Source organism: Kiritimatiellaceae bacterium, from assembly GCA_013141415.1.
Lineage (GTDB): Bacteria > Verrucomicrobiota > Kiritimatiellia > Kiritimatiellales > Tichowtungiaceae > Tichowtungia.
Map to the genome: position 1 here is coordinate 453,877 of JABFQY010000001.1, position 25,892 is coordinate 479,768.

Genomic DNA, 25,892 nt, shown 5'->3' on the forward strand with positions numbered 1-25,892 from the left:
AGGAGTCTATAATGCTTCGTGCGTCGTCATATACCGCCTTGGATTTGCATAACAGGATTCAGCAGGCCGTTAAGAGCGGCTGTTCTAAAGTCAGTCTCGATCCGGGATGCTATGAAGTATCCGGAGAACTGCTGCCTGACAGCTTTTGCTGCCCATCCAACAACGACGAAGGCGTTAAGCGCATCCTCTTTGATCTCGTTGGCGTGAATAATCTGACGATCGACGGACAAGGTGCAACGCTGGTGTTTCACGGCGAAATGCTGCCTGTACGCATGGTTGAATGCCGCAACGTCAAGCTGCTCAACTTTTCTATCGACTGGAAGCGCCCTTTCTTTACGCAAGGGCTGGTGCTGAAATCGGGGGCTGATTTTGTTGAGGTGGAGGTCGATACAGAAAAATATCCGCTGACGGTGGAGGGTAACCGGCTCGTGCTGTGTGATGAGGCTGGATACCGTAACACTTCCCTATGGAATATCCTGGGCTTCGATCCGCAAAAACCGGAACTCGCATTTGATCAGGGCGACAATTTTTCGCTGGCCAGCCACCACGTTGCCACGCAAACGGCGCCGAATCGTTTCCGTATAGACGGGAAATGGATCACCGTCCCGAAACCGGGCCAGCGGGCTTTGCTCATGCAGGGCGACCGGATTGCCCCGGCTGTTTTTATGGATCGCTGTCAGGATACATTGATCGAAAACGTAACGATTCACCATGCGCCGGGTATGGGATTTCTCGGCCAGATGTGTCGCAACACGGCTCTGAGCCGCTGCAAGGTGGTTCCTTCCGGCGACCGCATTTTTTCAACCTGGGTTGACGCTTCACATTTTACCGATTGCGACGGACGGCTCGATATCTGCGGATGCGAATTCAGCGGGCAATGCGATGATGCCGGCAACATACACGGAGCCTACTGGGCGGTTGCCGAACGGATTGACGACCGCACAATTCTGGCGGAAGTCCGCCATACGCAACAGCGCGGCGTGGCCATGCTCAAGTCCGGCGACATCGCGGCATTCCACAACCGCGCCAACCTCGCCGGCCTGATACATAGAAACGTAGTTGAGGTTTCTCCCATCAACCTGGTCATCACAAAAATCGTGTTCGACGGGCCGGTACCGGACTGCCCCGAAATGGCGATCCGGCGCCATTGCCCGGATTTTGAAGTCAACGTGACGGATTGTAAGTTCGGCCCCAACCGCGGACGCGGATTATTACTTTCCGTTCCCGGAAAAGTTCGCGTTGAGCGCAACATCATCCATTCCTCCTGTTCGGGGGTTTTGGTCGAAAGTGACTGCAACTACTGGTGGGAATCCGGCCCGCTCACCGATCTGCTGGTGAGCAACAATATTTTTGAGAGTTGCTGCTATGGTCAATCAGGCTCCGCTGTTATCCATGTATCGCCTAAAGTGCAGAACCCTGAAGGGGCCCCGCCGGTTCACCGTAATCTGCGTTTTTCGGATAACCGCTTTATTCTCTGCCGCGCTCCGCTGTTGCACGCCGATTTTGTTGATGGTCTCGTATTTGAACGGAACACGGTCGAATGGTCGGCGAACTATCCGTGTGAATGCGCAACTCCAACTATAAAACTTGGAGCATGTCTGCCTGGCGCCAGAATTCAACCCCTGAACGAATAAGACGGCGGGCGCTTGCCAAAGCTGATTTTTTCACGCTTCGCGGACAACGACTTCCCGCATAAACGGGTTCATGAGTTGTTCAATGCGGCGGCGACTGGTAACCGATGGAATAAGAACTTCCATCCTGATCTGTTCCTGTAAAAAATTGCTGTTAAAAACAGGAGCAGAAGGGCACAATAAAAACGTTGTAAACGGGTGTGAGGTACCAATAATGAAAACGGGGTTGAAAATATTAGGGTTGCTTGTGCTGACATTTTCCGCCGTACATGCTGAGAATTCTGATTATTATTACACGACCAATAGCGGAACGATCACAATTACCCAATACATCGGCACCAATGAAGTGGTTATTGTTCCGGCTACGATTAATGGCCTGCCGGTTACAGATATCGGGAATTATGCGTTTCAGTACTACGGCGTGATGACTGACTTAACAATTCCTGACAGCGTCGTTAATATAGGAACCGAGGCATTCTATGGATGTGGTTTTTTGACCCGCCTCGTGATCGGACAAAGCGTTGTCAGCATCGGGGAGTCGGCGTTTAACCGTTGCGACAACCTGCCAATCCTTGATATTCCCGACAGTGTCACCAGCATCGGGTTTTCAGCATTCTACTACTGTAACGCGTTGACCAATGCAACGGTCGGTTCTGGGGTCATCAGCATCGACGGATCGGCGTTTGAGGAGTGTTCCCGCCTGTCGGGTATCTATTTTCGGGGGAATGCCCCGACGGCTGGTGAAAATATATTTGCCAATGACAATGACGCGACAGTCTATCGTTTATCTGAAGCCACTGGCTGGCCGACTGTTCCGGACGTTTGGGGCGGACGGCCGACCGCTCTGTGGGCGTCGCAGAATGCAGATGGAGATGCGGATACAGACGGAATTCCTGATGCATGGGAGCAGCAGTACTTTGGCGGGATAACGAACGCCAATCCGGTTTCAATCTGCTCTAACGGAATCAACACCGTAATTGAAGCCTACGTTGCCGGACTCAACCCGAATGACCCGCAGAGTGTACTTCGCATATCGGCCTCCTTTTCTGGGGAAGTAATCGGATGGAATGCTGCATCCGGCCGTGTGTATTCAGTTTACTGGACAACCAATCTGATGAACGGGTTTCAATCTTTGGCGACCAATATTCTTTGGACGCAGGGAAACTATACCAACTCAAATATCACTTCTCGCGGCTATTATCGGGTGAATGTTCGGCTTGCGAATTGATTCTCAATCGGCCTGACATGAGAGGTCTGGGGCGTGTCATAAATTAAGCCAGATGAGTGTCCGTCAAACCGGGGTTGCTTCATCCAAAGAAAGAAAAACTAACCGTGCTGGACTCTCATTAGACCCTGTCCAGTCCATGGGGCAGGTCAAAGAACCCTCCAAAAAAAGAGGAATCCTGCTCTATCTTTCGTTAAAAACGAAGACTTTCTTATTAATTAATGACACGCCCTAAAACAGAAGGCAGGACTGTCGGCGAAATACCGGTCGGATACTCTGCGGGTTTTCCGCTATACAACAGAGTCCTTTCCTTCGTACCATGACGGCATAAACAAATGGCAAAGAAACCGGTCATCCTTTTTGCGATTAACGGGCTCGGCATGGGCAACAGCACGCGTTGCCATGTAATTATTCAGCGTTTGATCGCCGAAGCTGAAGTACACATCATTACTTCCGGAAACGGAATTTTCTTTTTTAATGATCGCCCCGGCATTGCCTCTCTCACCGCCACGCCGCCGCTGGCCTACGCTTTTTCCGGCGACGGCGTGAATGCGCTCGGCACGTTGGCAGGGGTGCGAAACATGCGCGGCGCGTTATGTGAGAAGAGAGTCAAACTCGAAGCACTTCTTGGTGAGCTGAAGCCGGACATGGTGGTTACAGACTCTGAATATGTTGTCAGTCCGGTTTTGCGCCGCCGCATTCCGCTGGCCGGTATCAATAATTCGGATGTCGTGGTGACGGAATACTTCCGGCGGAAGAATCTTCCGGCGTCCATCCGCTCTCACTTCTGGGGTATCGAATATTCGGACTATTTATTCCACCGCATGAAGTGGAAGCTGGCGGTCAGCCCGTCGCCGTTCGCCGATAAACCGCGCAGCGATGTTTTCAAACGCGTTGGTTTGATTGTGCGCGATGGTGCCCGCGAAACCGCGCTGGAACGTGCCGGGAAGCCGGTTCCGCTTCCGCAGGAGATTGATCGTATTGTAGTCATGCTCAGCGGCTCGGCGTTTGCATCGCAAATTTCTGAACTTCAAACCCTGCCATGGAAAGTGGACGTGATCGGCCGTGAAGGCGTCAGCGCCGGCAACGTCACCTATCACGGGAAAATCCGCGAGAGCCTTGAGTTTGTCCGCAATGCCGGCGCACTGGTGATTAATGGCGGGTTTTCATCCGTTAGCGAAGCGATCGCCATGATGCGTCCGGTGTATGTCATTCCTGTACCCAATCACGCCGAGCAGTTAATCAACGCACAGATGGTGAAAGATGTTGGGGCGGGGGATGTTGCAGCCACCGGAACAATTATCCAACGGCTGAAGGATGTGTACCGGCTTAACCGCTGGGATGGAATTAAAGAAAACCGCGTGCCGGTTGATTTTAATGGAGGTGACGAAGCCGCCGCACTGCTACTCGAATTACTGCATGGGACGAAGCAATGATTATTTGTGCCGACGACTTCGGAATGACGATAGACATTAACCGCGCCACGGCGGAATTGGCCCGTGCCGGAAAAATCAGCGCAGTTTCCTGCATGGTCAATATGCCGTTTTTTACGGCTGATCAAATCTCTGAACTCGGTTCGGCGCAGCTTGGTTTGCATTTTACACTGGCAGAAACTCCGCCGGAGTTTCGCTGTCTTGTGCTCCGGGCTTACACTCGGCAACTTGTTCAGAGGGAGATTTACAACGAGCTTTCGATGCAATACGAGCGGTTCGAAGAAATCACGGGGCGTCGCCCGGATTTCATCGACGGCCATTTGCATGTTCAGCAGCTGCCGGTCATTCGCGATGCGGTGATCGGGTTTATTCAAAACCGCTGTGCGGGTAACCTGCCGTTCGTACGTAATGCGGCGATGCCGTTGAGACAGTGCTCGCTAAAAAGTTTTTTCATCGCCGCGCCGGGCTGCGTACTGAAGTTCAAATTGAGAAAGGCAGGGATTCCAACCAACGACGGCTTTGGCGGAATTTATAACTACGCCGATTTCGTGCGCTACCCGCAACACCTTGAAAAATTTCTCCGCACCGTTCAAGAGCCTGGAATTATCATGGTGCATCCGGGTCTCGACGAACTCTGGCGCCGCGCCGAGTACGACGCGCTTGTTTCCAGTGTATGGAAAAAATAAACCCCGTTTTCCAATGGTTTGAAAACGGGGTCGGCAAAGTTCCAATCGTTGAAACTTTAGATTTTTCCGATGAGGTCGAGGCCTGGAGTGAGTGTCTCGTCACCGGGCTGCCACGCCGCTGGGCAGACCTGATCCCCGTGTTCGCGGACGAATTTGGCAGCTTCGAGTTTCCGCAAGGCTTCAACCGCGCTGCGGCCGATGCCGAGATCGTGCATTTCAACGGTTTTCAGTACACCGTCTGGATCTATGATGAACGTGCCTCGCAGAGCAAGGCCGCTTTCTTCGATGTAGGTGCCGAAAGCGCGACTGATATTGCCTGTCGGATCGGCCCCCATTGGGTATTTGACTATTTTGATGGCATCGGACGTGTCATGCCATGCTTTATGGGCAAAGGCGGTGTCGGTGCTGACGCTGATGACTTCCGCGCCCGCTTTCTGGAATTTAGGGTAGAGAGTAGCGGCTTCTTTGAGTTCAGTCGGACAGACGAAGGTGAAGTCGGCTGGGTAGAAAATCACTACGACCCACTTGCCTTTGTAGTCCGAGAGTTTGATTTTTTTGATTTCCTCGTTATGGAAGGCATCCATTTCGAAGTCGGGCACCTGTTTTCCTATTTTTAACATATTCGATATTTCCTTATGTTACAGTTCGATTTTAAACATGACAAAAATTGTAGTCATTACATTTTTACAATCAACTAAATTTTTCATGCATTTCGTAGCGAAGAGGTTGAAAACCGTTCGTTTGGATCGGTTGAAAATATTTACCCCAAAATAGTTGACAGGCTGTTCGTTTCCGCTAAAGTCGCTCCCCTTTGTGTGATAGACCAAGCAGTTGTTGGTGTTTGCGCAGAGTAATTTAGGACTAAACGGGTGTAAGAAAAGTCTGTTTCTTGAGGCGAAAAACAGGAAGCGGGCCTTTTTATACTTTTTTACTTTTGGATGAGATGGCGCGAGCACGGGGGAAAACCGCCCACGTAGCTCAGTTGGTAGAGCACATCCTTGGTAAGGATGAGGTCAGCGGTTCGACTCCGCTCGTGGGCTCCACAAGAGAAGAGAGAATTTGTTAACTGGATTAAGTAAGTAGTAAACGGATCAGAAGGAGAAGTCATGGCTAAAGATAAATTCGAACGGACAAAACCGCACGTGAACGTGGGCACGATCGGCCACGTTGACCATGGTAAAACAACGCTGACGGCATCCATCACCTGCGTGCAGGGCGCCAAAGGCCTCGCAAGCTACATTGCATATGACCAGGTTGCTAAAGCTTCCGAGTCACAGGGCCGCCGCGACCCGACCAAAATTTTGACGATTGCCACCTCGCACGTCGAATATTCCACGGCCAATCGACATTATGCACACGTTGACTGCCCCGGCCATGCCGACTACGTCAAGAACATGATTACCGGTGCCGCTCAGATGGACGGCGCGATTCTGGTGGTCAGCGCCTGCGACGGACCGATGCCGCAGACCCGTGAGCACATTCTTCTCGCCCGTCAGGTCGGTGTTCCGGCCATCGTGGTGTTCATGAACAAGTGCGACCTCGTGGACGATGCTGAACTGCTCGACCTCGTCGAAATGGAAATCCGCGAACTTCTCTGTAAGTACGAATTCCCCGGTGACGACATTCCGGTGATTCGCGGTTCTGCAACGGGCGCGATCGCTGATCCATCCGGCCCGGGTGCTGCCTGCATTCAGGAGCTGATGGACGCTCTCGACAACTACATCAAGGAGCCGGTGCGTGTTACCGACCAGGCTTTTCTGCTCCCGATCGAAGACGTGTTCTCGATTGAAGGTCGCGGCACTGTGGTGACTGGTCGTGTCGAACGCGGTATTGTTCATACCGGTGATGACGTTGAAATCGTTGGTTTGAAGCCGACCGTTAAAACGACCTGTACCGGCGTTGAAATGTTCCGTAAAATTTTGGATCAGGGGCAGGCTGGCGACAACGTAGGTTGTTTGCTTCGCAGCACCAAGAAAGAAGATGTCGAGCGCGGTCAGGTTTTGGCCAAGCCGGGTTCTATTCTGCCGCACACGGACTTCAAAGCCGAAGTGTACGTTTTGAGCAAAGACGAAGGCGGACGTCATACTCCGTTCTTTAAAGGCTATCGTCCGCAGTTCTACTTCCGCACAACGGACGTGACTGGCGACATCACCCTGCCGGAAGGCGTGGAAATGGTTATGCCCGGCGACAATGTGACAATGAATGTTGCGCTGATCACTCCGATCGCCATGGAACAGCACATGCGCTTTGCGATTCGTGAAGGCGGACGTACTGTCGGTGCCGGACGTGTAACCGAAGTGATTAAGTAAGCGGTGACGGAAACTGGAAGCAGTGCATCTGTAAAGAGGTGCACTGTTTTATGAGCAATCTGCCGGAAGAAGGGCTTTAAATCATGCGCGATATTATTACACTGGCTTGCACGGAATGTAAGCGGCGGAACTACACGACGACAAAGAACAAAAAACTTTCGACGGGTCGGCTTGAGGTAAAGAAATTCTGCCCGCACGATCGCAGTCACACGGTGCATAAGGAAACCAAGTAGGAAAAATTTCGGTGTAGGCCAGTAGCTCAATTGGCAGAGCGGCGGTCTCCAAAACCGCAGGTTGGGGGTTCAATTCCCTCCTGGCCTGCCAGTTCTTCGGGAAAACGAGATGAAAAAAATAGTCGAACTGTTCAATGCACTGAAGACGTTTCTAAGCGAGGTGAAGATCGAGCTGAAGAAATGTGTCTGGCCGACGAGGCAGGAGCTTTTCGGATCGACGATGGTTGTGGTGATTTCGGTTTTGATTCTCGGTGTCTTTGTCGGGTTGAGTGATACGGTTCTGATGGGCCTGTTGCGGACGGTTCTTCGGTAATCGGAGAGAAAGAAAACAATGGAAAAACAGTGGTTTGTTTTACATACGCTCTCCGGGCACGAATATAAGGTGCAGAATAGCATCGTTAGCCGGGTAAAGCAGGAAGAGCTGGGAGAATTTATCGGCGAAGTTCTGATTCCAACCGAAAAAGTTTCGGAAGTGAAGCAGGGCAAAAAGACGACGGTCTCTCGCAAGTTTTTCCCCGGCTATGTGCTGGCCAATCTGGCGCTGTATGGCGAAAAAAAGAATTTGGTAGAGGAAACCTGGTATTTTATTCAGAACACTCCCGGTGTGATCGGTTTTGTCGGAGGAGAATCTCCGGTGCCGTTGCGCGCTGACGAAGTGGATCGGATTATCAATCAGGTGGAAGAGAAGAAGGAAACGGTTACGCCCAAGATCAATTTTGAACCAGGTGAGACCATCAAGATTACAGACGGGCCGTTCCTTAACTTTAACGGAGTGATTGAAGAAGTTGATCCGGGTCGCGGCAAACTGAAAGTTTCAGTTTCGATCTTCGGCCGGTCAGCTCCGGTAGAACTTGAATACTGGCAGGCGGACAAAGCGTAATTTGAGCGGAGTTTTGTTATGGCAAAAAAAGAAAAAGGAATGATCAAACTGCAGATTCCGGCCGGAGCGGCCAATCCGGCGCCGCCGGTGGGTCCTGCATTGGGTCAGCACGGCGTGAACATCATGGAGTTTTGCAAGGCCTTCAATGCGGCCACGCAAAAAGAAGCGGGCATGATCATCCCGGTGGTGATTACCGTCTATCAGGATCGTTCGTTCAGTTTTATCACTAAGAGTCCCCCGGCCTCCGCGTTGCTCAAAAAGGCGGCAGCTGTTGCTAAGGGATCAGGAGTTCCGAACCGCGATAAAGTGGGAAAAGTGACCCGCGCGCAGGTGGCGGAGATTGCCAAAATTAAAGAGGCTGATTTAAATGCAAGCGATATTGATGCGGCCTGCCGTATCATCGCCGGCACAGCCCGCAGTATGGGAATTGAGGTTGAATAACCATGGCTAAGCACGGAAAAACATATACCGCAGTAAAGAAAAAAGTTTCGGTCGAAAAACTGTATCCAATCGAAGAGGCGATCCAGTTCATCAAAAACAATCCGACCGCAAAATTTGACGAAACCGTTGAAGTGGCTCTGCGAATGGGCGTCGATCCGACCAAATCGGATCAGGCGATTCGCTCGACCGTGGCGCTTCCGCATGGAACGGGTAAAGACGTTCGCGTGATTGTATTTGCTACCGGTTCGGCTGCTGAAGCAGCCCGCACGGCAGGTGCTGTCGAAGCCGGTTTTGAAGATCTTCTGGCCAAAGTAACCGGCGGCTGGATGGATTTTGACATCGTAATTTCCACGCCCGATGCGATGAAGGAAGTCCGCAAGCTCGGTAAAGTTCTCGGCCCGCGCGGTTTGATGCCCAACCCGAAAACCGGAACTGTAACAGACGATACCGCTACTGCCGTTAAGCAGTTCAAGGCGGGTCGCGTTGAATTCCGTATGGATAAGAACGGAAACGTCATGGTGCCGTTTGGCAGACGGTCGTTTGCTGCCGAGGCGCTTGCTGAAAACTTCCACGCCGTATACGAAGCGATTCTAGCTGCCAAACCGGCTTCGACGAAGGGGATTTACATCAAGCGGTGCACGATTTCCAGCACGATGGGGCCGGGGTTGCACATTGACACCAAAGAGTCTGCAACAGTTTAATCGTAAAGCAGGGTAAAGAGTCATGAGCAAAGAAAACAAAAAGATCAGACCGGAAAAGCAGGCCATGTATAACGAGGTTCAGGAGAATGTCTCCGGAGCGCTCTATATGTTGCTGGCCGACTACAAAGGCATGACCATGCCTGAAACCGATGCGTTCAAAAAGCTTCTGCGCGGTGCCAATGCCCGGGTGAAGGTTGTAAAGAACAGCATGCTCGGACGCATCAGTAGCGAAATGGGTTGTGGTATTGGAAATGCAACGTTGGCCGGGCCGACCGCCGTAATCTTTGGTTCGGGCGATGTGGTTGAAGTTGCTAAGATTCTGAAGAAATTCTCCGCCGACAAGAATAGGCCGGCGGTCAAAGGCGGTGTGCTGGAAGGCGCCGCTCTTTCGGCAAAGGATGTTGTTGCATTGGCATCGCTGCCTGGCAAGAAAGAGCTGCAGGCCAAGTTGGTCGGCACGCTGGCGGCTCCGATGACGCAGGTTGTTGGTGTGATGAATCAGAAGGTTTGTAGCCTGCTGTATGTACTGAATGCCGTCGCTGAGAAAAAAGAAAAAGCGGCGTAGTAATTTTTTAATTGGTTGGTTGAATTCAATTCGTAGGGAGGAAGATAAAATGGCTGAAGAAACTGTAGAAGTAAAAGATGGCGTCCAGCTCGAAGGCAAAATGGCCGAGTTTGTTGACTGGATTGAAGGCATTTCCGTACTTGAGCTTTCGAAGCTCGTCAAAGCTCTAGAAACCCGTCTGGGCGTTTCTGCAGCAGCTCCGGTCGCAGTTGCGGCAGCGGGCGGCGCGGTAGCAGCCGAAGCGGTTGCTGAGAAGACTGAGTTCACGGTTGTGCTGACGCAGGCTGGTTCGCAGAAGATCCAGGTGATCAAAGAGCTCCGCGGCGTTACCGCCTTGGGTCTCAAAGAAGCTAAGGATCTGGTGGATGGCGCTCCGAAGACGGTCAAAGAAGGCGTCTCCAAGGAAGAAGCTGCATCCATCAAGGCAAAGCTCGAAGCCGCCGGCGCTACCATCGAAATCAAGTAACAGAAGCGATGCTCAGGCATGGCCCGGCGGTTTCCCCGCCGGTGCTTCTGTGCGTCAGGTAGTGTGTTTGTATTTCGTGACCCGCCGTCTTTTTATAAAGCGCGGGATGAAGCGTCCAATAAGAGCCTGAAGGTGATTGAATGGCCGATAGAAAAAACTTTGGAAAACTGATAGACGTAATTGAAGCACCGGATCTCATTGAGCTTCAGACTAATTCCTATGCGGAGTTTCTCCAGCAGGGAGTCGCCCCGTCGCGCCGAAAGAAAACCGGTTTGCAGGCGGTTTTAGGCGAAGCGTTTCCGGTTGAAAGTTATGATGGTCAGATTGCGCTTGATTTCGCCAGTTACGAAATCAAAGAGCCGAATCTGTCGTATGTGGAAGCCATTAAAGAAGGCGAAACCTACGCAGCTCCGCTCTATGTAACGTTTCGGTTGCGCGAAAACGAAGATGTTCGCGAAGACACCTTGTTCATGGGTGAAATTCCTCTGATGACGGAACGCGGTAGTTTTGTGATCAATGGAGCCGAACGCGTTATTGTCAGCCAGTTGCATCGCTCGCCGGGTATCTGCTTCGAGCAGACCACTCACGCAAACGGTTCGCTGCTCTATTCTTTCCGCATCATTCCGGATCATGGTTCATGGGTGGAAACCCAGTTTGACACCTCCGACCTGCTTTATGTCTATCTCGACCGCAAGCGCCGCCGCAGAAAATTTCTTGCGTCAACATTCCTGCGCGCTCTCGGATATGGAACCGACGAAGAAATTATTAATCTCTATTACACAATCGAAAGTTTCCAGCTGAGCAAACGGATCGGCGATGAAGCGGAGCTTTCCAATCTGGTGCTCAAAGACGATGCGGTGGATAGCGACTCTCAGTCCGTTATCGGCCGCCGTTACGATGCGCTCACGCTGGACATGATTCAGCGCATGAAGCTCGCCGGCTATAAGAATGTCGAAGTGGTCAATGTTTCCTGGGACGAAGGTCTTTTCATGAAGACTATCCAGAAGGACACCACCCGTTCAGTCGACGAAGCACTCAAAGACCTTTACCAAAAGTTGCGGCCCGGCGATCCGCCAACTACCGCTTCCGCCCGCCAGATGCTCAAGCGTCTTTTCTTCGACGAAACCCGCTTCAGCCTGAGCCGTGTCGGTCGCTACAAGATTCAGCAAAAGCTGAGAACCAAAGCGACTTCACTGACGCTGGATAAAGAAGACGTTGTGGAAGCTGTCCGCTATCTCATCAATATCCGCATGGGGAATGGCACGCTTGATGACATCGATCATCTGGGAAGCCGTCGCATTCGTACGGTTGGCGAGCTGCTTGAAGGGCAGTGTCGTGTCGGTCTGGCCCGTATTCAGCGGCTGGTCAAAGAACGTATGACGATCTTTGATACGACGGTTGACCGCCTCAGCTCGCAAAAGCTGATTAATCCCAAAGCGCTTTCCGCTGTAATCAAAGATTTCTTTGGTCGCTCGCAGCTCAGCCAGTTCATGGATCAAACCAATCCGTTGTCTGAACTGACGCATAAACGCCGTCTTTCGGCGCTTGGCCCAGGCGGGTTGAATCGCGACCGCGCCGGTTTCGAGGTGCGCGACGTTCACAGTTCGCACTACGGACGTATCTGCCCGATTGAAACACCGGAAGGTCCGAACATCGGTTTGATCTCCTCGTTGAGCACCTTTGCGCGCATCAATGAGTACGGCTTCATCATCTCTCCCTACCGCAAGGTTGAAAAAGGTCGCGTGAGCGACAAGGTCGAATCGCTGACGGCGGATGAAGAAGAAAATTTTGTTATTGCTCAGGCGAACGCTCCGCTCAACGCCAACGGCACTTTCCAGAATGATCGCGTCATGGTTCGTGTTCGCGGCGACTTTAAAGAAGTGGCCCCGTCCGAAGTGCAGTACATGGACGTTTCGCCCAAGCAGGTGGTGAGTATTGCAGCCGGACTGATTCCGTTCCTTGAGCACGACGACGCCAACCGCGCCTTGATGGGCTCGAACATGCAACGTCAGGCTGTTCCGCTGATGGTGTCTGAGCGTCCGTTTGTGGCCACCGGTATTGAAGGGCGTATTGCCCGCGACTCGCGGGTACTGATTCTTGCCGAAGAGGCCGGCAAAGTGGCTTACGTTTCGGCTGATAAGATCATTGTCTCTAAAGACGGTGAAGTGCCGGTCAAAAAGAAGACACCCAAAGAAGACTATCAGGAATACGATCTGCGCAAGTTTATGCGTTCCAACGCAGGCACCTGTCTTAATCAGCGCCCGATTGTCAAACGCGGCGAGAAGGTTAAGAAGGGTCAGGTTCTGGCTGACGGCCCCGCAACGGATCAGGGCGAGCTCGCTCTCGGCCGTAACGTAACCGTAGCCTTCATGCCGTGGTGCGGATATAACTTTGAAGACGCGATTCTGATCAGTCAGAAGATCGTTAAGGAAGATGTCTATACCTCAATCCATATCGAAGAGTTCGAGTGCGGTGCCCGCGACACCAAGCTGGGTCCGGAAGAAATCACCCGCGACATTCCGAATGTCGGCGAAGAGGCTCTCAAGAACCTGACGCACGAAGGAATTATTCAGATCGGTGCGGAAGTGAAGCCCGGCGATATTCTTGTCGGGAAAATTACACCGAAAGTTGAGACCGAGCTGGCTCCTGAAGAACGTCTTCTGCGCGCCATTTTCGGCGAAAAAGCGGCCGACGTTCGCGATACTTCCCTGCGTGCACCTAGCGGCACGTACGGCATCGTGATGGACGTTAAAGTTTCTTCCAAGAATAAGAATGCTAAGGAAGAACCGAAAGCCAAGCCGGCTGCCGACATGCGCAAACGCCAAAAGGACATCGAAGAGCATTATAGGAGTTCGGTTCATGAACTGACTGAAGATCTGACGGAAGCCCTCAGCAATATTCTGCTGGGCGAAAAGATTCCGCTGGATGTGGTGAATGTGCAGTCCGGCGATGTAATCATCCCGGCCAACCGCAAAATCACCAAAACTCTTTTGCGCAAGTTGGCTGCCAGTTTTGAACACATCGAAATCGATCCGAGCCCCATCCGGATCAAGATCATGAGCATCATCGACAACTTCCGCAACAAGTTCACGGAAGCCGAAGCGGACAAGCAGCGTTCACTGGATCGCGCCGGAAGCGGCGAAGAAGTCGACGAAGGCATCGTCAAGCAGGTCAAGGTTTATGTGGCCAGCAAGAAGAAGCTGTCGGTCGGGGACAAGATGGCCGGTCGTCACGGTAATAAAGGTGTTATTTCGCGCATTCTGCCCGAAGAAGACATGCCCTTCCTGCCGGACGGAACACCGGTCGAAATCGTACTGAATCCGCTCGGCGTACCTTCGCGTATGAACGTCGGTCAGGTTCTTGAGACCCATCTTGGCTGGGCCTGTAAACATCTTGGCATCCACGCCGCTACACCGATTTTCGACGGGATTTCGGAAAAAGAAATTCGCGAAATGCTCGAAGAAGCCGGATTGCCCAAAGACGGCAAGACGATGCTCTACGACGGTCGTACCGGCGAAGCATTTGAACAGCGCGTTGTGGTCGGAACCATTTACATGCTCAAACTGCATCACTTGGTAACGGAGAAGATCCACGCCCGTGCCGTCGGTCCGTATTCGCTCGTCACTCAGCAACCGCTGGGCGGCAAGGCGCAGTACGGAGGACAGCGCTTCGGGGAAATGGAAGTGTGGGCGCTGGAAGCCTATGGCGCGGCCCATGCATTACAGGAAGTGCTGACGGTAAAGAGCGATGACCTCGCTGGCCGTACTCGTATTTATGAGTCCATTGTGAAGGGTGAGAACGTACTTGATGCCGGACGTCCGGAATCGTTCAACGTGCTCATCAAGGAACTGCAGGGGCTCGGCTTGAATTTTGAAGTTAAGAAGCCGAACACAGACAATGTTTCGTTCACAGGACGTATTTAATCTTTGACAGGAGAAAAACGGTGGATACACGCAACGCAGCAGACATACTCGGCGTAGAGACAGAAGCGATCGTCGACGTGGCCAGCATCAAACTGGCTTCGCCCGAAGACATTCGTTCCTGGAGTTTTGGGGAAGTTAAAAACCCAGAAACCATCAACTACCGGACATTCAAACCTGAAAAGGGCGGCCTTTTCTGCGAACGGATTTTTGGTCCTTCCAAGGACTGGGAGTGCAGCTGCGGAAAATACAAACGCATCAAGCACAAAGGGGTCATCTGTGACCGTTGCGGCGTTGAAGTGACTTTGTCACGCGTCCGCCGTGAACGCATGGCTCACATTGAGCTGGCCGTTCCGGTATCGCATATCTGGTTTTTCAAAGCCACACCGAGCCGCATGGGTCTTCTGCTTGACATGACTCTGCGCAGCCTCGAGCACATTATCTACTACGATGACTATGTTGTCATTGAGCCGGGGGATACACCGCTCAAAGAAAAACAATTACTGACCGAACTCGAATACCGTGAGGCGCTGGATAATTACGGCGAAGGCAGTTTCGACGCCCGTATCGGCGCCGAAGGGATTCGTGAGCTTCTCAAGAAGATTAATTTGGCTGAAAAGCTGGGTGAACTTGAAGACTCACTCGCCAGCACCCGTAGCAAGCAGACCCGCAAGAAACTGGTCAGTCAGATGAAGGTCATCGAAGGACTGATCAAGAGCAACTCCCGTCCTGAGTGGATGATTTTTGAAGTACTGCCGGTGATTCCTCCGGATCTGCGTCCGCTGGTTCCGCTTGAAGGCGGACGGTTTGCAACGTCCGACCTGAACGATCTCTACCGCCGCGTCATCAACCGCAATAACCGTCTAAAAACTTTGCTGGCACTCAAAACGCCGGAAGTGATCATCCGCAACGAAAAACGGATGTTGCAGCAGGCTGTGGATGCGCTGTTTGATAACGGTCGCCACGGTCGCGCGGTCAGCGGCCCGGGGAACCGTCCGCTCAAGTCGCTAAGCGACATGCTTAAAGGTAAGCAGGGCCGGTTCCGTCAGAACCTGCTTGGCAAACGCGTTGACTACTCCGGGCGTTCCGTGATCGTGGTCGGCCCGAACCTGAAGCTGAACCAGTGCGGTTTGCCGAAGAAAATGGCACTTGTCCTGTTCGAACCCTTTATCATTCGCAAGCTCAAAGAGCGTGGCATTGTGCATACCGTGCGCAGCGCCAAGAAGATGATTGAGCGCGAAGAAGAAGTCGTATGGGACATTCTGGATCAGGTGACCAAAGGTCACACCGTCATGCTGAACCGCGCACCGACGTTGCATCGTCTTTCGATTCAGTCGTTTGAGCCGATCTTGATCGAAGGGGAGGCCATTCAGGTTCATCCTCTCGTTTGTACGGCGTATAACGCAGACTTCGACGGTGACCAAATGGCCGTTCACGTTCCGCTTTCGGTTGAAGCGCAGATCGAGTCCAAGAGCTTGATGCTGGCTCCGAACAATATCTTTTCGCCGTCCAGCGGAAAACCGGTCATGACACCAACGCAGGATATCGCGCTCGGAATTTACTTCCTGACCAGTTTTTCACAGACTTTCATGCTGGAATCCCGCAAGAACAGCGGTAAGGACGATCAGGAGCGCCTGCCGCTACTGGCCGACATTAACGAAGTTCACACTGCGTTTGATGAAGGTGCTTTACGCCTGCATGACCGCATTCGTTATCGCAATACCGATTATCAGCGGGAAACAAAATTCGGCGATCAGCACAAGTCGGCGATTATTACCACAGTCGGTCGTGTATTTTTTAACGAGGTCTGGCCTGACAGCATCGGTTTTGTCAATGAGCGCATTACCAAGAAACTCCTCGGCAAGCTCATTGAGCATTGCTACGAAGTGGCGGGTCATGACGAAACGGTTCGCGTACTCGACAGCCTCAAGAACCTCGGCTTTGCTCAAGCGACTGCCGCCGGTATTTCAATCGGTCTTTCCGATATGATCATTCCTCCGGAAAAGGCGGAAATCATTGCGGCGGCCCGCAAGACGATCAGCGCGGTGGAAGACAAATACAAAAAAGGTCTAATCACAGACGGCGAGCGTTATAACATGGTCATTGACCAATGGACCGATGCCAACGATAAGCTGACCAGCAAGCTGTTCAGCGCACTGGAACGCAACGATGATCCAGTCAACAAAGATTCGGCCAAAGACCTGAACCCCGTTTTCATCATGGTGGATTCCGGTGCCCGCGGTAGCCGTCAGCAGATTCGTCAGCTGGCCGGTATGCGCGGTTTGATGGCCAAACCGTCCGGTGAAATTATCGAGCGTCCGATTCTCGCGAACTTCCGCGAAGGATTGAGCGTGCTGGAATACTTTATTTCGACGCACGGTGCCCGTAAGGGTCTTGCCGATACCGCGTTGAAGACTGCCGACTCGGGTTATCTCACTCGCAAGCTGGTCGATGTGGCCCATGACATCATCATCATGGAAGAAGATTGTCACACGCTTAACGGTATTGAAGTGAGTGCCATCACCGACGGTGATGACGAACTCGTCTCTCTGGCACAGCGCATCATCGGGCGTACCGCCTGCGACGATATCTGTGACCCGTACAACGCGAAGGAAGTGATTGTTGCGGCCAATGAGATTATCGACGAATACGCCGCCAAGAAAATTGAGCGGGTCGGCGTCGAGAAAATCCGTATTCGCAGCGTACTGACCTGTGAGTCGCGCCGCGGCGTCTGCGCCAAGTGCTATGGCCGCAATCTGGCGTCGAGCCGTGAGGCCCGTCTGGGCGAGCCGGTCGGTATTATCGCCGCACAGTCCATCGGTGAACCCGGTACACAGCTCACCATGCGTACGTTCCATATCGGTGGTACCGCGAGCTCGGTCTTTAAACAGCCAAAGATTACGGCAAGAGAGACCTCGGTCATCCGGTACGAAAATCTGCGCACAGTTAAAGTTGAGACCGGACACGTCATTCTTAATAAAAACGGTTTTGTGGTGACGTACGACGACGATGGCCGCGAACTTGAGCGCTATTCGACCGTAATCGGCGCAGTGATTGCAGTTGAAGATGGAGCGCGGGTCAAAAAAGGCGAAACCTTTGTCAGTTGGGATCCGTACAGCGTGCCGATTCTTTCGGAGCAAGACGGAACGGTTGATTTCCATGACTTTATTGAAGGCGTTACCGTTCAGCGCGCCGAAGACGAAACGACCGGCATTGAAGGTCTTGTTGTGCTGGAGCACAAAGAAGACCTGCATCCGCAGATCGTCGTCAAAGGCGCTTCCGGCAAAGCGATCGCGTATTACTCGATTCCGTCTGCAGCCCACGTGATGGTGCTTAAAGGCATGAAGATCAGCGCCGGTGCCACGCTGGCTAAGACACCGCGCAAACAGGCCCGTACCAAGGACATCACCGGGGGTCTTCCGCGCGTGGCCGAATTGGTGGAAGCCCGCCGTCCGAAAGAAGCCGCCGAGATCGCGAAGATCGACGGGGTTGTCGAACTGGGCGGTATCGCTAAAGGTAAACGTCAGCTGATCGTTCGCGACCCAGCTACCGGCACCGAAGAAGAGCATCTCATTCCGATGGGCAAGCACGTGATCGTGTATTCCGGCGACGTGGTTCAGAAAGGGCAGCAGCTTACGGAAGGACCGATTGTTCCGCAGGAACTGCTCGAAGTTTGCGGTCCGCAGGAACTGCAGGAATACCTGGTGAACGAAGTTCAAGCGGTTTACCGCCTCCAAGGTGTGGAAATCAACGACAAGCATATCGAGGTGATTGTCCGCCAGATGCTTCGCAAAGTAAAAATTACCGATCCGGGCGACACAGAGTTTCTCTGGGGCGAACAGGTCGAGAAACAGAAATTTCAGGAAGTCAATCAGCGGGCCATGGAAGAAGGTCGCCGTCCGGCGGAAGCTTCACCGGTTCTGCTGGGGATCACCAAGGCGGCGCTGGCAACCGAGAGCTTTATTTCGGCAGCATCGTTCCAGGACACCACTCGCGTACTGACGCAGGCGGCGACACTGGGACGAATTGATCAGCTGCGCGGATTTAAAGAGAACGTGATCATGGGTCACTTGATTCCGGCCGGTAGCGGCTTCCCGCTTTACAAGAACATCCGCCCGGTCAAGCTGGGTGAGGAGATCAGCGTAGAGGATGCGCTGGGTTCGAATCCGTTATTGGGTCAGGAAGAAAAAACCGCAGAAAGTTAAATCTTAATGCTTGCTGGATGAGCGGTGGGCTCCTATTATCTGCCGCTCGTTTTTTTTGATGGAAGGAACTTATGCCGACGATTAATCAGCTTATAAAAAAACCGCGTAAACCGCTTCAGAAGAAGAAGAAATCACCCGCGTTGATGAACTGTCCTCAGCGCCGCGGCGTCTGTCTTCTCGTGAAGACCATGACCCCGAAGAAGCCGAACTCCGCGTTGCGGAAAGTCGCTCGTGTACGGTTGACGAACGGTCGCGAAGTCAATGCTTACATTCCGGGTGAAGGGCATAATCTGCAGGAGCACAGCATGGTGCTGGTTCGCGGCGGAAGGGTGAAGGACTTGCCAGGGGTTCGCTATCATATCGTGCGCGGCACCCTCGACTGCCTCGGTGTAACCAGTCGCCGCCGGGGACGTTCCAAATACGGGGCCAAGAAACCGAAAGAATCTTAAGAGAAAGCTTTAAACCATGGCAAGAAGACGCAGAGCAGAAAAACGTACGGTTACTCCGGACCCGCGCTTTAACAACGAACTGTTGGCTTACATGATCAACAGCATCATGGGGGGTGGAAAAAAATCGACCGCCGCCGCGATCGTTTACGGTGCGCTGGAAGACATTCAGCAGAAACTGAAAGACGAAGATCCTTTGATCGTATTTGCCCGTGCCGTTGATAACATCAAACCGAAGCTGGAAGTGAAGTCCAAGCGCGTCGGCGGTGCAACCTATCAGGTTCCGCTCGAAGTCAGCCCGAAGCGCCAAACCGCGCTGGCTTGCCGCTGGCTCATTCTGTATGCCAAGACCCGCCGCGGTCAGCCGATGCGCCGCGCGCTGGCGATGGAAGTTCTGGATGCCTACAATAACCAAGGTTCTGCTGTTAAGAAACGCGACGATACGCACAAGATGGCTCAGGCTAACAAGGCGTTTGCTCACTACAAGTGGTAATGATTTGGATTCGAAATGAAGGTTGCTGTGAAACAGGATGGAAAAAATGCGAAGAGCTCTGCGCCCTCCCACCGGGAAGACGCGGCGCGCGGACGCAGTTTGTCCTCGATTCGCAACATCGGAATCGTCGCGCACATTGATGCCGGAAAAACTACAACTTCAGAACGCATTCTGTATTACACCGGTCGCGTCTATAAAATGGGCGAAGTACATGAAGGTACTGCCGTCATGGACTGGATGGAGCAGGAACAGGAACGCGGCATTACTATAACCAGCGCTGCGACTACTTGTTTCTGGAAAGACCATCAGATTAATTTAATCGACACGCCCGGACACGTTGACTTCACCGTTGAAGTTGAAAGATCCTTGCGCGTGCTTGACGGAGCCGTTGGCGTTTTCTGCGGAGTCGGGGGCGTTCAGCCGCAGTCCGAAACCGTTTGGCGTCAGGCAAAAAAATATCACGTTCCCTGTTTGGCATTCGTCAACAAGATGGATCGCAAAGGTGCTGACTTTGATTCGGTTGTAAAACAGATATGCGAAAAGCTTGCGGCGCCAGCCGTTCCTGTACAACTTCCGATCGGAGCCGAAGAAAATTTTAAAGGCGTGATCGACCTGATTTCTATGCGGGCGCTTTTCTTCAAAGAAGAAAACCTCGGTAGCGAAGTGATCGAAGGTGTCATTCCTGAAGAGTTGGCTGTTGCGGCTGAAAAAGCCCGCGCTGAATTGATCGAACGTGTCTCGGAAGCAGACGAGCAGCTGATCGAAACGTATCTCGAAAATCCGGATGTTCCGTCCGGGTTGCTGATTGCCGCTCTGCGCCGCACCACGATTTCCGGACAAATCGTTCCGGTATTTTGTGGATCGTCTCTGAAGAACAAAGGAATTCAGCCGTTGCTGGATGCCGTTGTTAATTTTCTGCCATCTCCTGTCGATGTTCCGGCTGTCAAAGGAGTCCATCCTAAAACCGAAGACGTGATTCATCGCGAAGCCAGCGACTTTGAGCCGCTCAGCGCACTGGCGTTTAAGCTGGCCACTGATCCTTTCGTCGGAAAACTTGTTTTTGTGCGTATCTATTCGGGCAAGCTTGAGAAACGTCAGAACGTTTATAATCCGCGCACGAAGAATCGTGAAAAGATTGGCCGCCTGCTGCGCCTGCACGCCAACAGCCGTGAAGATATCGAAGTGCTGTACACCGGAGAAATCGGCGCAATTTCCGGCCTGAAGAATTTTACAACCGGCGATACGCTTTGTTTTGAGAACCACCCGATTGTTCTTGAGCGCATTGAATTTCCGGAGCCGGTGATCGCCATGGCGATTGAGCCGAAGACTCAGGCTGACCGTGATGCTTTAAAATCCGCGCTTGTTTCGCTGTCCGAAGATGATCCGACTTTCCGTGTCACCATGAATGAAGACACCGGACAGACCATCATTAATGGAATGGGCGAGCTTCACCTTGAGATTATCAAAGATCGTATTTTCCGAGAATTCAAAGTTCAGGCCAATGCCGGCAAGCCGGTTGTCGCTTATCGCGAGAGCGTTCAGAAAACTGCTTCTGGTGAGTTTACTTTCCAGCGTGAGTTTGCCGGGCGCGGCCACTTCGGACATGTGATCGTTCAGGTCGCTCCGCGTGAGCGCAGTTCCGGAAACCACCTGACCGTTAAAGTTTCAAAAGAAATTATTCCGGCGGAATTTCACGATGCCATTAAAGAAGGTCTGGGCGATGCGCTCATGACCGGTGTGCTCGGCAACTATCCGCTGGTGGATATTGAAGTGACGGTTACCGGCGGAAGCGCGCATCCGGTTGATTCATCTGAAATGGCTTTTCGCACAGCGGCTGTTATGGCGTTGCGTGCGGCAATCGGCAATGCTTCGCCGACTTTGCTGGAGCCGATCATGAAGCTTGAGATTATTGCTCCGGATGAACATCTGGGCGATGTGATGAATGATTTAAACGGTCGCCGCGGACGGATCCGCGAGATCGAGGCCCGCGATGCGGTGCAGATTGTACATGTGGATGTTCCGCTGGCAGAAATGTTCGGCTACGCCACGACACTGCGTTCGTTAACCAAAGGCCGGGCCAGTTACACGATGGAGCCGTACCGCTTTGAGGCGGTGCCGGATTCCATACAGGAGACCATCTTAAACCGGTAGCAGAGAGAAATTATGAATAATCAGCGCATACGCATACGTTTAAAATCTTTTGACCACCGGGTGCTGGACGCCTCGTCAAAGGAAATTGTCGAGACCGCCAAACGCACCGGTGCTCGCGTGGCAGGACCCATTCCCATGCCGACCCGTATTGAACGGCTTACCGTTAATCGCAGTCCGTTTGTGAATAAGAAATCAATGGAACAGTTTGAGATCAGAACGCACAAGCGACTGCTCGACATTATTGACCCGACGATTAAAACAGTAGATGAGCTCAAAAAGCTTAATCTGCCGGCGGGCGTGGACATCACCATTAAAATCTGAGTGAAATCATGAAGAGTCTATTAGGAAAAAAACTGGGTATGACCCAGATCTTCGACGAAGAAGGAAAACTGATACCCGTAACGGTGATCGAGGCTGGTCCGTGCAGCGTGGTTCAGCGCAAAACGGTTGCGACTGACGGCTATGAAGCAGTTCAGCTCGGTTTCGGCGCACAGAAACCGGAACGGGTTGCCAAGCCGCTGGCGGGGCATTTCAAAAAAGCCGGTGTTGCCACTCTGCGCGAACTGCGTGAGATCCGTGTGGATGCGACGGATGAAGCCAAAGCCGGAGACACCGTGACCGCCTCTGTTTTAGAAGGCGTTAACTATGTTGACATCGTGGGCGTTACTAAAGGTAAAGGTTTTCAGGGGGTTATGAAGCGTCATAACTTCGGCGGCGGACGCGCGACTCACGGTTCGCACTTTCACCGCACGACCGGTTCGATCGGTATGAAAGAAAAACCCGGTCGTGTTTTCAAAGGCAAGAAGATGGCCGGTCAGATGGGCAACACAGAAGTCACCACTCAGAGTTTGAAGGTGATTCAGGTGCGCGCTGCTGAAAACCTGATTTTAGTTAAAGGCGCAGTACCCGGTGCAAACGGCACGACGCTGGTTGTGCGCGAAGCGCTCAAGAGGAAGTAATTTGAGAGGATGATCATGAGTACGTTAACGCTTAAAAATTGCAAAGGGAAGAAGCTGGGCGAAGTGACCCTCAGCGAAAATTTCGCTGTTTCTGATAAGGGCGCTCAGGCTGTCCATCAGGCTGTCATCACCCATCAGGCCCATCAGCACCAAGGTTCTGCTAACACGCAGCGCAAGGGTGAAGTGGCTGGTTCCGGTAAGAAGCCCTGGAAGCAGAAAGGTCTTGGACGTGCTCGCGCCGGATACCGTCAGTCGCCCGTATGGCGCGGCGGGGGTGTGGCGTTCGGTCCGCATCCGCGCAAGGTTCGCAAGCAGGTTCCGCGTAAAGTGGTTCGTTTAGCTTTTGCCCGTGCGTTCGGTGAAAGAGCTGAAGCCGGTCAGGTAATGGTTCTGGATGATCTGAAACTGGCGACACCGCGCACCAAGGAAATGTGTTCGCTACTGCAGGCTTTGGAAATCAAAGGCAAGACTCTGCTGATTCTGGATACGCTGGACGCAAATGTGTGTCTGGCCGCCCGTAATCTGCAGGATATTGAAGTGGTTTGCGCCGCGAATGTTAACACCTATCAGATTGTCCGTTATCCGCAGATTGTGATCACCAAAGCGGGTGTGGAAAAACTCGAACAGCGCCTGGCTTAGAGAGGAATTTGCAATGAAAGACGTATATCAGGTAATTCAAAAGGTCATGCTGACGGAAAAGGGCACTCGCCTTACCGAAGCTGAAAACAAATACATTTTCAACGTCAATCCTGCCGCAAACAAGGCAGAGATTAAGCAGGCGGTGGAAGAACTGTTCAAGGTGAAGGTGACGGCGGTCAACACCATGAAACGGATGGGTAAAGGCAAACGCGAGCGTACCGCAAGCGCCGGTCGCACAGCCGGATTGAAGCGCGCCGTAGTGACGCTGGCTGAAGACAGCAAAATTGATTTCGTGTAAGGAGTTTAAGTCATGGCTTTAAAAACATATAAACCGACCACGCCAAGCCGCCGCCATACGGTGACTTCCGCGTTTGAAGAAATCACAAAATCAACGCCCGAAAAGTCGTTGATTCGTGCCAAGAAGAGCACCGGTGGACGCAATAGCGCAGGGCGCATTTCGACCCGGCATCGCGGCGGCGGACACAAACAGCGTTACCGCCTTATTGATTTTAAACGCAACAAGCACGGCATTCCCGCAACGGTTGCTACGATTGAGTACGACCCGAACCGCTCGGCGCGCATTGCGTTGCTGAACTATGTGGACGGCGAAAAGCGCTATATGCTGGCGCCGGTCGGCCTTCAGGTCGGCACGGTCGTCCTATCCGGCCCAGAAGCAGAGCCGGTTGCAGGCAATGCGCTGCCGCTCGAAAAAATTCCGCTGGGCATGACGGTTCACAACATCGAGCTGAAACCGGGCGGCGGCGGGCAGATTGCCCGTTCGGCTGGAACCGGCGCACAGCTGATGTCTCGCGAAGGCGATTTCGCCAATCTGAAAATGCCGTCCGGTGAAATTCGCCGCATACGCATCAGTTGCTACGCAACGATAGGGCAGGTCGGTAATGCGGATCATGAGAACATTTCCAGCGGTAAGGCCGGACGGAAACGCTGGCTTGGTATTCGCCCGACCGTTCGCGGTGTGGCGATGAATCCGGTTGACCATCCTATGGGTGGTGGTGAAGGTCGTACGTCCGGCGGCGGTCATCCGCAGTCGCCGTGGGGCACGCTGGCCAAAGGCAAACGCACTCGCAAACACAAACTGGCTTCGAATAAGTACATCGTTGCACGGAGAAAGAAGTAAGCTATGGCTCGTTCACTTAAAAAAGGTCCTTACGTTGATGCGAAGCTGCTCAAGAAAATTGCGCAGATGGAAGTGTCAGGCAGAAAAAAACCGGTCAAGACATGGGCTCGCGCCTCAATGATCGTACCGGAATTTGTAGGCCACAACTTTTCCGTTCATAACGGCAAGGTGTTTGTTGCCGTCTTTGTGACGGAAAACATGGTTGGACATCGCCTCGGCGAGTTTGCTCCGACCCGTTCTTTCAAGTCGCATGGTATTGCGACCGACAAGACCGTTTCGAAATAATTTATTTTTATTATAGAAGTTCTGGATTTGAAAATGGAATGACGTATAGTTGCCGCCTTTGCGTTCAGAAAGCGGTAGCAAACTGAGAGAAAAACATGGAAGTTTCAGCAACAACGAAATATGTAAGAATGTCGCCGATCAAGGCACGCTATATGGCGTCCGAGATTCAGGGACTTTCGGTTGCGGAAGCCCTTCGTATTACACGCTTTAACGCAATGAAAGCGGCAACTGAAATCGGTAAAACACTTCAGTCGGCCGTTGCCAATGCGGAGAGCAACGAAGGGGTCTCTGCGGACAAGCTTTTTGTAAAAGAAGCCTATGTGGATGGTGGTCCGGCGCTCAAGCGATCCCGCCCGCGTGCTCGCGGTTCGGCGTCGCCCATTCGGAAGCGTACGTCTCATATCACAGTGGTTTTAACGGATCGTAAATAAGGAAAGGGAATCGTTTTGGGACAGAAAGTAAATCCTATCGGACTCCGAATTGCGGTAAACAAGAACTGGCGCTCGCGCTGGTTTGCCAGCAAGAAAGAGTTTGCTGATCTGCTTCAAGAGGATATCGCTATCCGCGAAGCCGTACACAAACGCCTTAAAGATGCTTCGATTTCGAACGTCTTTATTGAGCGTTATGCCAACCGTGTCCGCGTGACCATTCGTACAGCCCGTCCAGGTCTGGTGATTGGCCGCAAAGGCGAAGACATCGAAAAGTTGCGCGAGCAGCTCGGTAAGATGACCAAAAAAGAAGTTTACATTGAGATTGATGAAGTAAAAAACCCCGACATCGATGCCAAACTGGTAGCCGAAGGAATTGCTGTGCAGCTGGAACGCCGCGTTTCATATCGCAGAGCGATGAAGCGTGCAATTCAGATGGCGATGGATACCGGTGCGGACGGCATTAAAGTGCTGGCTGGCGGACGTTTGGGCGGAGCCGAGATTTCCCGTACGGAAAGCTATAAAGAAGGCAAAGTTCCGCTTCATACGTTGCGGGCCGACATTGATTACGGAACGGCAACTGCCCGGACTGTAGCCGGCGCAATCGGTATCAAGGTGTGGATTTGTAAGAAGGATGAAAAGGCGCAAGCTTAGGAGT

At 52.5% G+C, this 25,892-nt stretch carries 26 protein-coding genes and 2 tRNA genes; 27 read left to right on the forward strand and 1 reads right to left on the reverse strand.

Annotated elements, in window-relative coordinates:
- Positions 1-11 precede the first annotated feature (11 nt).
- From HOO88_02205 to HOO88_02220, 4 genes are all read left to right on the forward strand, one after another.
- On the forward strand, positions 12-1,634 hold the full coding sequence (locus HOO88_02205) for a hypothetical protein (protein ID NOU35579.1): 1,623 nt from the start codon (positions 12-14) through the stop codon (positions 1,632-1,634).
- Positions 1,635-1,845: 211 nt separating this feature from the next.
- On the forward strand, positions 1,846-2,859 hold the full coding sequence (locus HOO88_02210; GenBank protein ID NOU35580.1) for a leucine-rich repeat domain-containing protein: 1,014 nt from the start codon (positions 1,846-1,848) through the stop codon (positions 2,857-2,859).
- A gap of 332 nt (positions 2,860-3,191) precedes the next feature.
- Entirely contained in the window at positions 3,192-4,292 is a 1,101-nt protein-coding gene (locus tag HOO88_02215) for a hypothetical protein (GenBank protein NOU35581.1), read from the forward strand.
- Positions 4,289-4,975 carry a ChbG/HpnK family deacetylase gene (locus HOO88_02220; GenBank protein NOU35582.1) on the forward strand — a complete coding sequence of 229 codons (687 nt, stop codon included), beginning with the start codon at positions 4,289-4,291 and terminating at the stop codon, positions 4,973-4,975. Before HOO88_02215 ends, HOO88_02220 begins: the two co-directional genes overlap by 4 nt.
- A 56-nt stretch (positions 4,976-5,031) precedes the next feature.
- Here the strand turns inward: HOO88_02220 and HOO88_02225 are convergent, their stop codons facing one another.
- The gene (locus HOO88_02225) at positions 5,032-5,595 is read right to left on the reverse strand and encodes a redoxin domain-containing protein (GenBank protein NOU35583.1); all 564 of its coding nucleotides are present in this window, start codon (positions 5,593-5,595) and stop codon (positions 5,032-5,034) included.
- Between the two features lie 347 nt (positions 5,596-5,942).
- On the opposite strand from HOO88_02225, the gene HOO88_02230 reads away from it, so the two are divergent.
- The 23 genes from HOO88_02230 (at position 5,943) to rpsC (ending at position 25,888) form a co-directional block, all read left to right on the forward strand.
- Positions 5,943-6,018: transfer RNA gene (locus HOO88_02230), tRNA-Thr, on the forward strand.
- A 63-nt stretch (positions 6,019-6,081) separates the two neighbouring features.
- A complete protein-coding gene (gene tuf, locus HOO88_02235) occupies positions 6,082-7,284 on the forward strand; it encodes an elongation factor Tu (GenBank protein NOU35584.1) in 1,203 nt (400 codons plus the stop codon).
- An 83-nt stretch (positions 7,285-7,367) separates the two neighbouring features.
- Positions 7,368-7,517: a 50S ribosomal protein L33 gene (gene rpmG, locus HOO88_02240; protein ID NOU35585.1), complete on the forward strand. Its 150-nt coding sequence runs from the start codon at positions 7,368-7,370 to the stop codon at positions 7,515-7,517.
- A gap of 15 nt (positions 7,518-7,532) precedes the next feature.
- Positions 7,533-7,608 (forward strand) — tRNA-Trp (locus HOO88_02245).
- 18 nt (positions 7,609-7,626) lie between these two features.
- Positions 7,627-7,830 carry a preprotein translocase subunit SecE gene (gene secE / locus HOO88_02250; protein ID NOU35586.1) on the forward strand — a complete coding sequence of 68 codons (204 nt, stop codon included), beginning with the start codon at positions 7,627-7,629 and terminating at the stop codon, positions 7,828-7,830.
- Between the two features lie 18 nt (positions 7,831-7,848).
- Positions 7,849-8,397 (forward strand): transcription termination/antitermination protein NusG, encoded by a 549-nt coding sequence (gene nusG / locus HOO88_02255; GenBank protein NOU35587.1) that lies wholly within the window; start codon positions 7,849-7,851, stop codon positions 8,395-8,397.
- An 18-nt stretch (positions 8,398-8,415) separates the two neighbouring features.
- The gene (rplK, locus tag HOO88_02260; GenBank protein NOU35588.1) at positions 8,416-8,838 is read left to right on the forward strand and encodes a 50S ribosomal protein L11; all 423 of its coding nucleotides are present in this window, start codon (positions 8,416-8,418) and stop codon (positions 8,836-8,838) included.
- 2 nt (positions 8,839-8,840) lie between these two features.
- Positions 8,841-9,539, forward strand: a complete 699-nt coding sequence (locus tag HOO88_02265) for a 50S ribosomal protein L1 (GenBank protein NOU35589.1) — start codon at positions 8,841-8,843, stop codon at positions 9,537-9,539.
- A 22-nt stretch (positions 9,540-9,561) separates the two neighbouring features.
- Positions 9,562-10,104 (forward strand): 50S ribosomal protein L10, encoded by a 543-nt coding sequence (locus tag HOO88_02270; protein NOU35590.1) that lies wholly within the window; start codon positions 9,562-9,564, stop codon positions 10,102-10,104.
- Positions 10,105-10,204: 100 nt separating this feature from the next.
- The gene (gene rplL, locus HOO88_02275; GenBank protein ID NOU35591.1) at positions 10,205-10,570 is read left to right on the forward strand and encodes a 50S ribosomal protein L7/L12; all 366 of its coding nucleotides are present in this window, start codon (positions 10,205-10,207) and stop codon (positions 10,568-10,570) included.
- Between the two features lie 140 nt (positions 10,571-10,710).
- Positions 10,711-14,493 carry a DNA-directed RNA polymerase subunit beta gene (gene rpoB / locus HOO88_02280; protein NOU35592.1) on the forward strand — a complete coding sequence of 1,261 codons (3,783 nt, stop codon included), beginning with the start codon at positions 10,711-10,713 and terminating at the stop codon, positions 14,491-14,493.
- Between the two features lie 20 nt (positions 14,494-14,513).
- Positions 14,514-18,695: a DNA-directed RNA polymerase subunit beta' gene (gene rpoC / locus HOO88_02285; GenBank protein NOU35593.1), complete on the forward strand. Its 4,182-nt coding sequence runs from the start codon at positions 14,514-14,516 to the stop codon at positions 18,693-18,695.
- Between the two features lie 71 nt (positions 18,696-18,766).
- Entirely contained in the window at positions 18,767-19,144 is a 378-nt protein-coding gene (locus HOO88_02290) for a 30S ribosomal protein S12 (protein ID NOU35594.1), read from the forward strand.
- Between the two features lie 16 nt (positions 19,145-19,160).
- A complete protein-coding gene (gene rpsG / locus HOO88_02295; protein ID NOU35595.1) occupies positions 19,161-19,634 on the forward strand; it encodes a 30S ribosomal protein S7 in 474 nt (157 codons plus the stop codon).
- A 15-nt stretch (positions 19,635-19,649) separates the two neighbouring features.
- Positions 19,650-21,785 carry an elongation factor G gene (gene fusA / locus HOO88_02300; protein NOU35596.1) on the forward strand — a complete coding sequence of 712 codons (2,136 nt, stop codon included), beginning with the start codon at positions 19,650-19,652 and terminating at the stop codon, positions 21,783-21,785.
- A 12-nt stretch (positions 21,786-21,797) separates the two neighbouring features.
- Positions 21,798-22,106 (forward strand): 30S ribosomal protein S10, encoded by a 309-nt coding sequence (gene rpsJ / locus HOO88_02305; protein ID NOU35597.1) that lies wholly within the window; start codon positions 21,798-21,800, stop codon positions 22,104-22,106.
- Positions 22,103-22,744: a 50S ribosomal protein L3 gene (gene rplC / locus HOO88_02310; protein ID NOU35598.1), complete on the forward strand. Its 642-nt coding sequence runs from the start codon at positions 22,103-22,105 to the stop codon at positions 22,742-22,744. The genes rpsJ and rplC overlap by 4 nt, the downstream gene beginning before the upstream one ends.
- A 15-nt stretch (positions 22,745-22,759) precedes the next feature.
- On the forward strand, positions 22,760-23,383 hold the full coding sequence (rplD, locus tag HOO88_02315) for a 50S ribosomal protein L4 (GenBank protein ID NOU35599.1): 624 nt from the start codon (positions 22,760-22,762) through the stop codon (positions 23,381-23,383).
- Between the two features lie 13 nt (positions 23,384-23,396).
- Positions 23,397-23,681, forward strand: coding sequence for a 50S ribosomal protein L23 (gene rplW / locus HOO88_02320; GenBank protein NOU35600.1), 285 nt, complete (start codon positions 23,397-23,399; stop codon positions 23,679-23,681).
- A 12-nt stretch (positions 23,682-23,693) separates the two neighbouring features.
- Entirely contained in the window at positions 23,694-24,521 is an 828-nt protein-coding gene (gene rplB / locus HOO88_02325; protein ID NOU35601.1) for a 50S ribosomal protein L2, read from the forward strand.
- A 3-nt stretch (positions 24,522-24,524) separates the two neighbouring features.
- On the forward strand, positions 24,525-24,806 hold the full coding sequence (gene rpsS / locus HOO88_02330; GenBank protein ID NOU35602.1) for a 30S ribosomal protein S19: 282 nt from the start codon (positions 24,525-24,527) through the stop codon (positions 24,804-24,806).
- A 95-nt stretch (positions 24,807-24,901) separates the two neighbouring features.
- Positions 24,902-25,237, forward strand: a complete 336-nt coding sequence (rplV, locus tag HOO88_02335) for a 50S ribosomal protein L22 (GenBank protein ID NOU35603.1) — start codon at positions 24,902-24,904, stop codon at positions 25,235-25,237.
- A 15-nt stretch (positions 25,238-25,252) separates the two neighbouring features.
- On the forward strand, positions 25,253-25,888 hold the full coding sequence (rpsC, locus tag HOO88_02340; GenBank protein ID NOU35604.1) for a 30S ribosomal protein S3: 636 nt from the start codon (positions 25,253-25,255) through the stop codon (positions 25,886-25,888).
- The last annotated feature ends 4 nt before the right edge of the window (positions 25,889-25,892 follow it).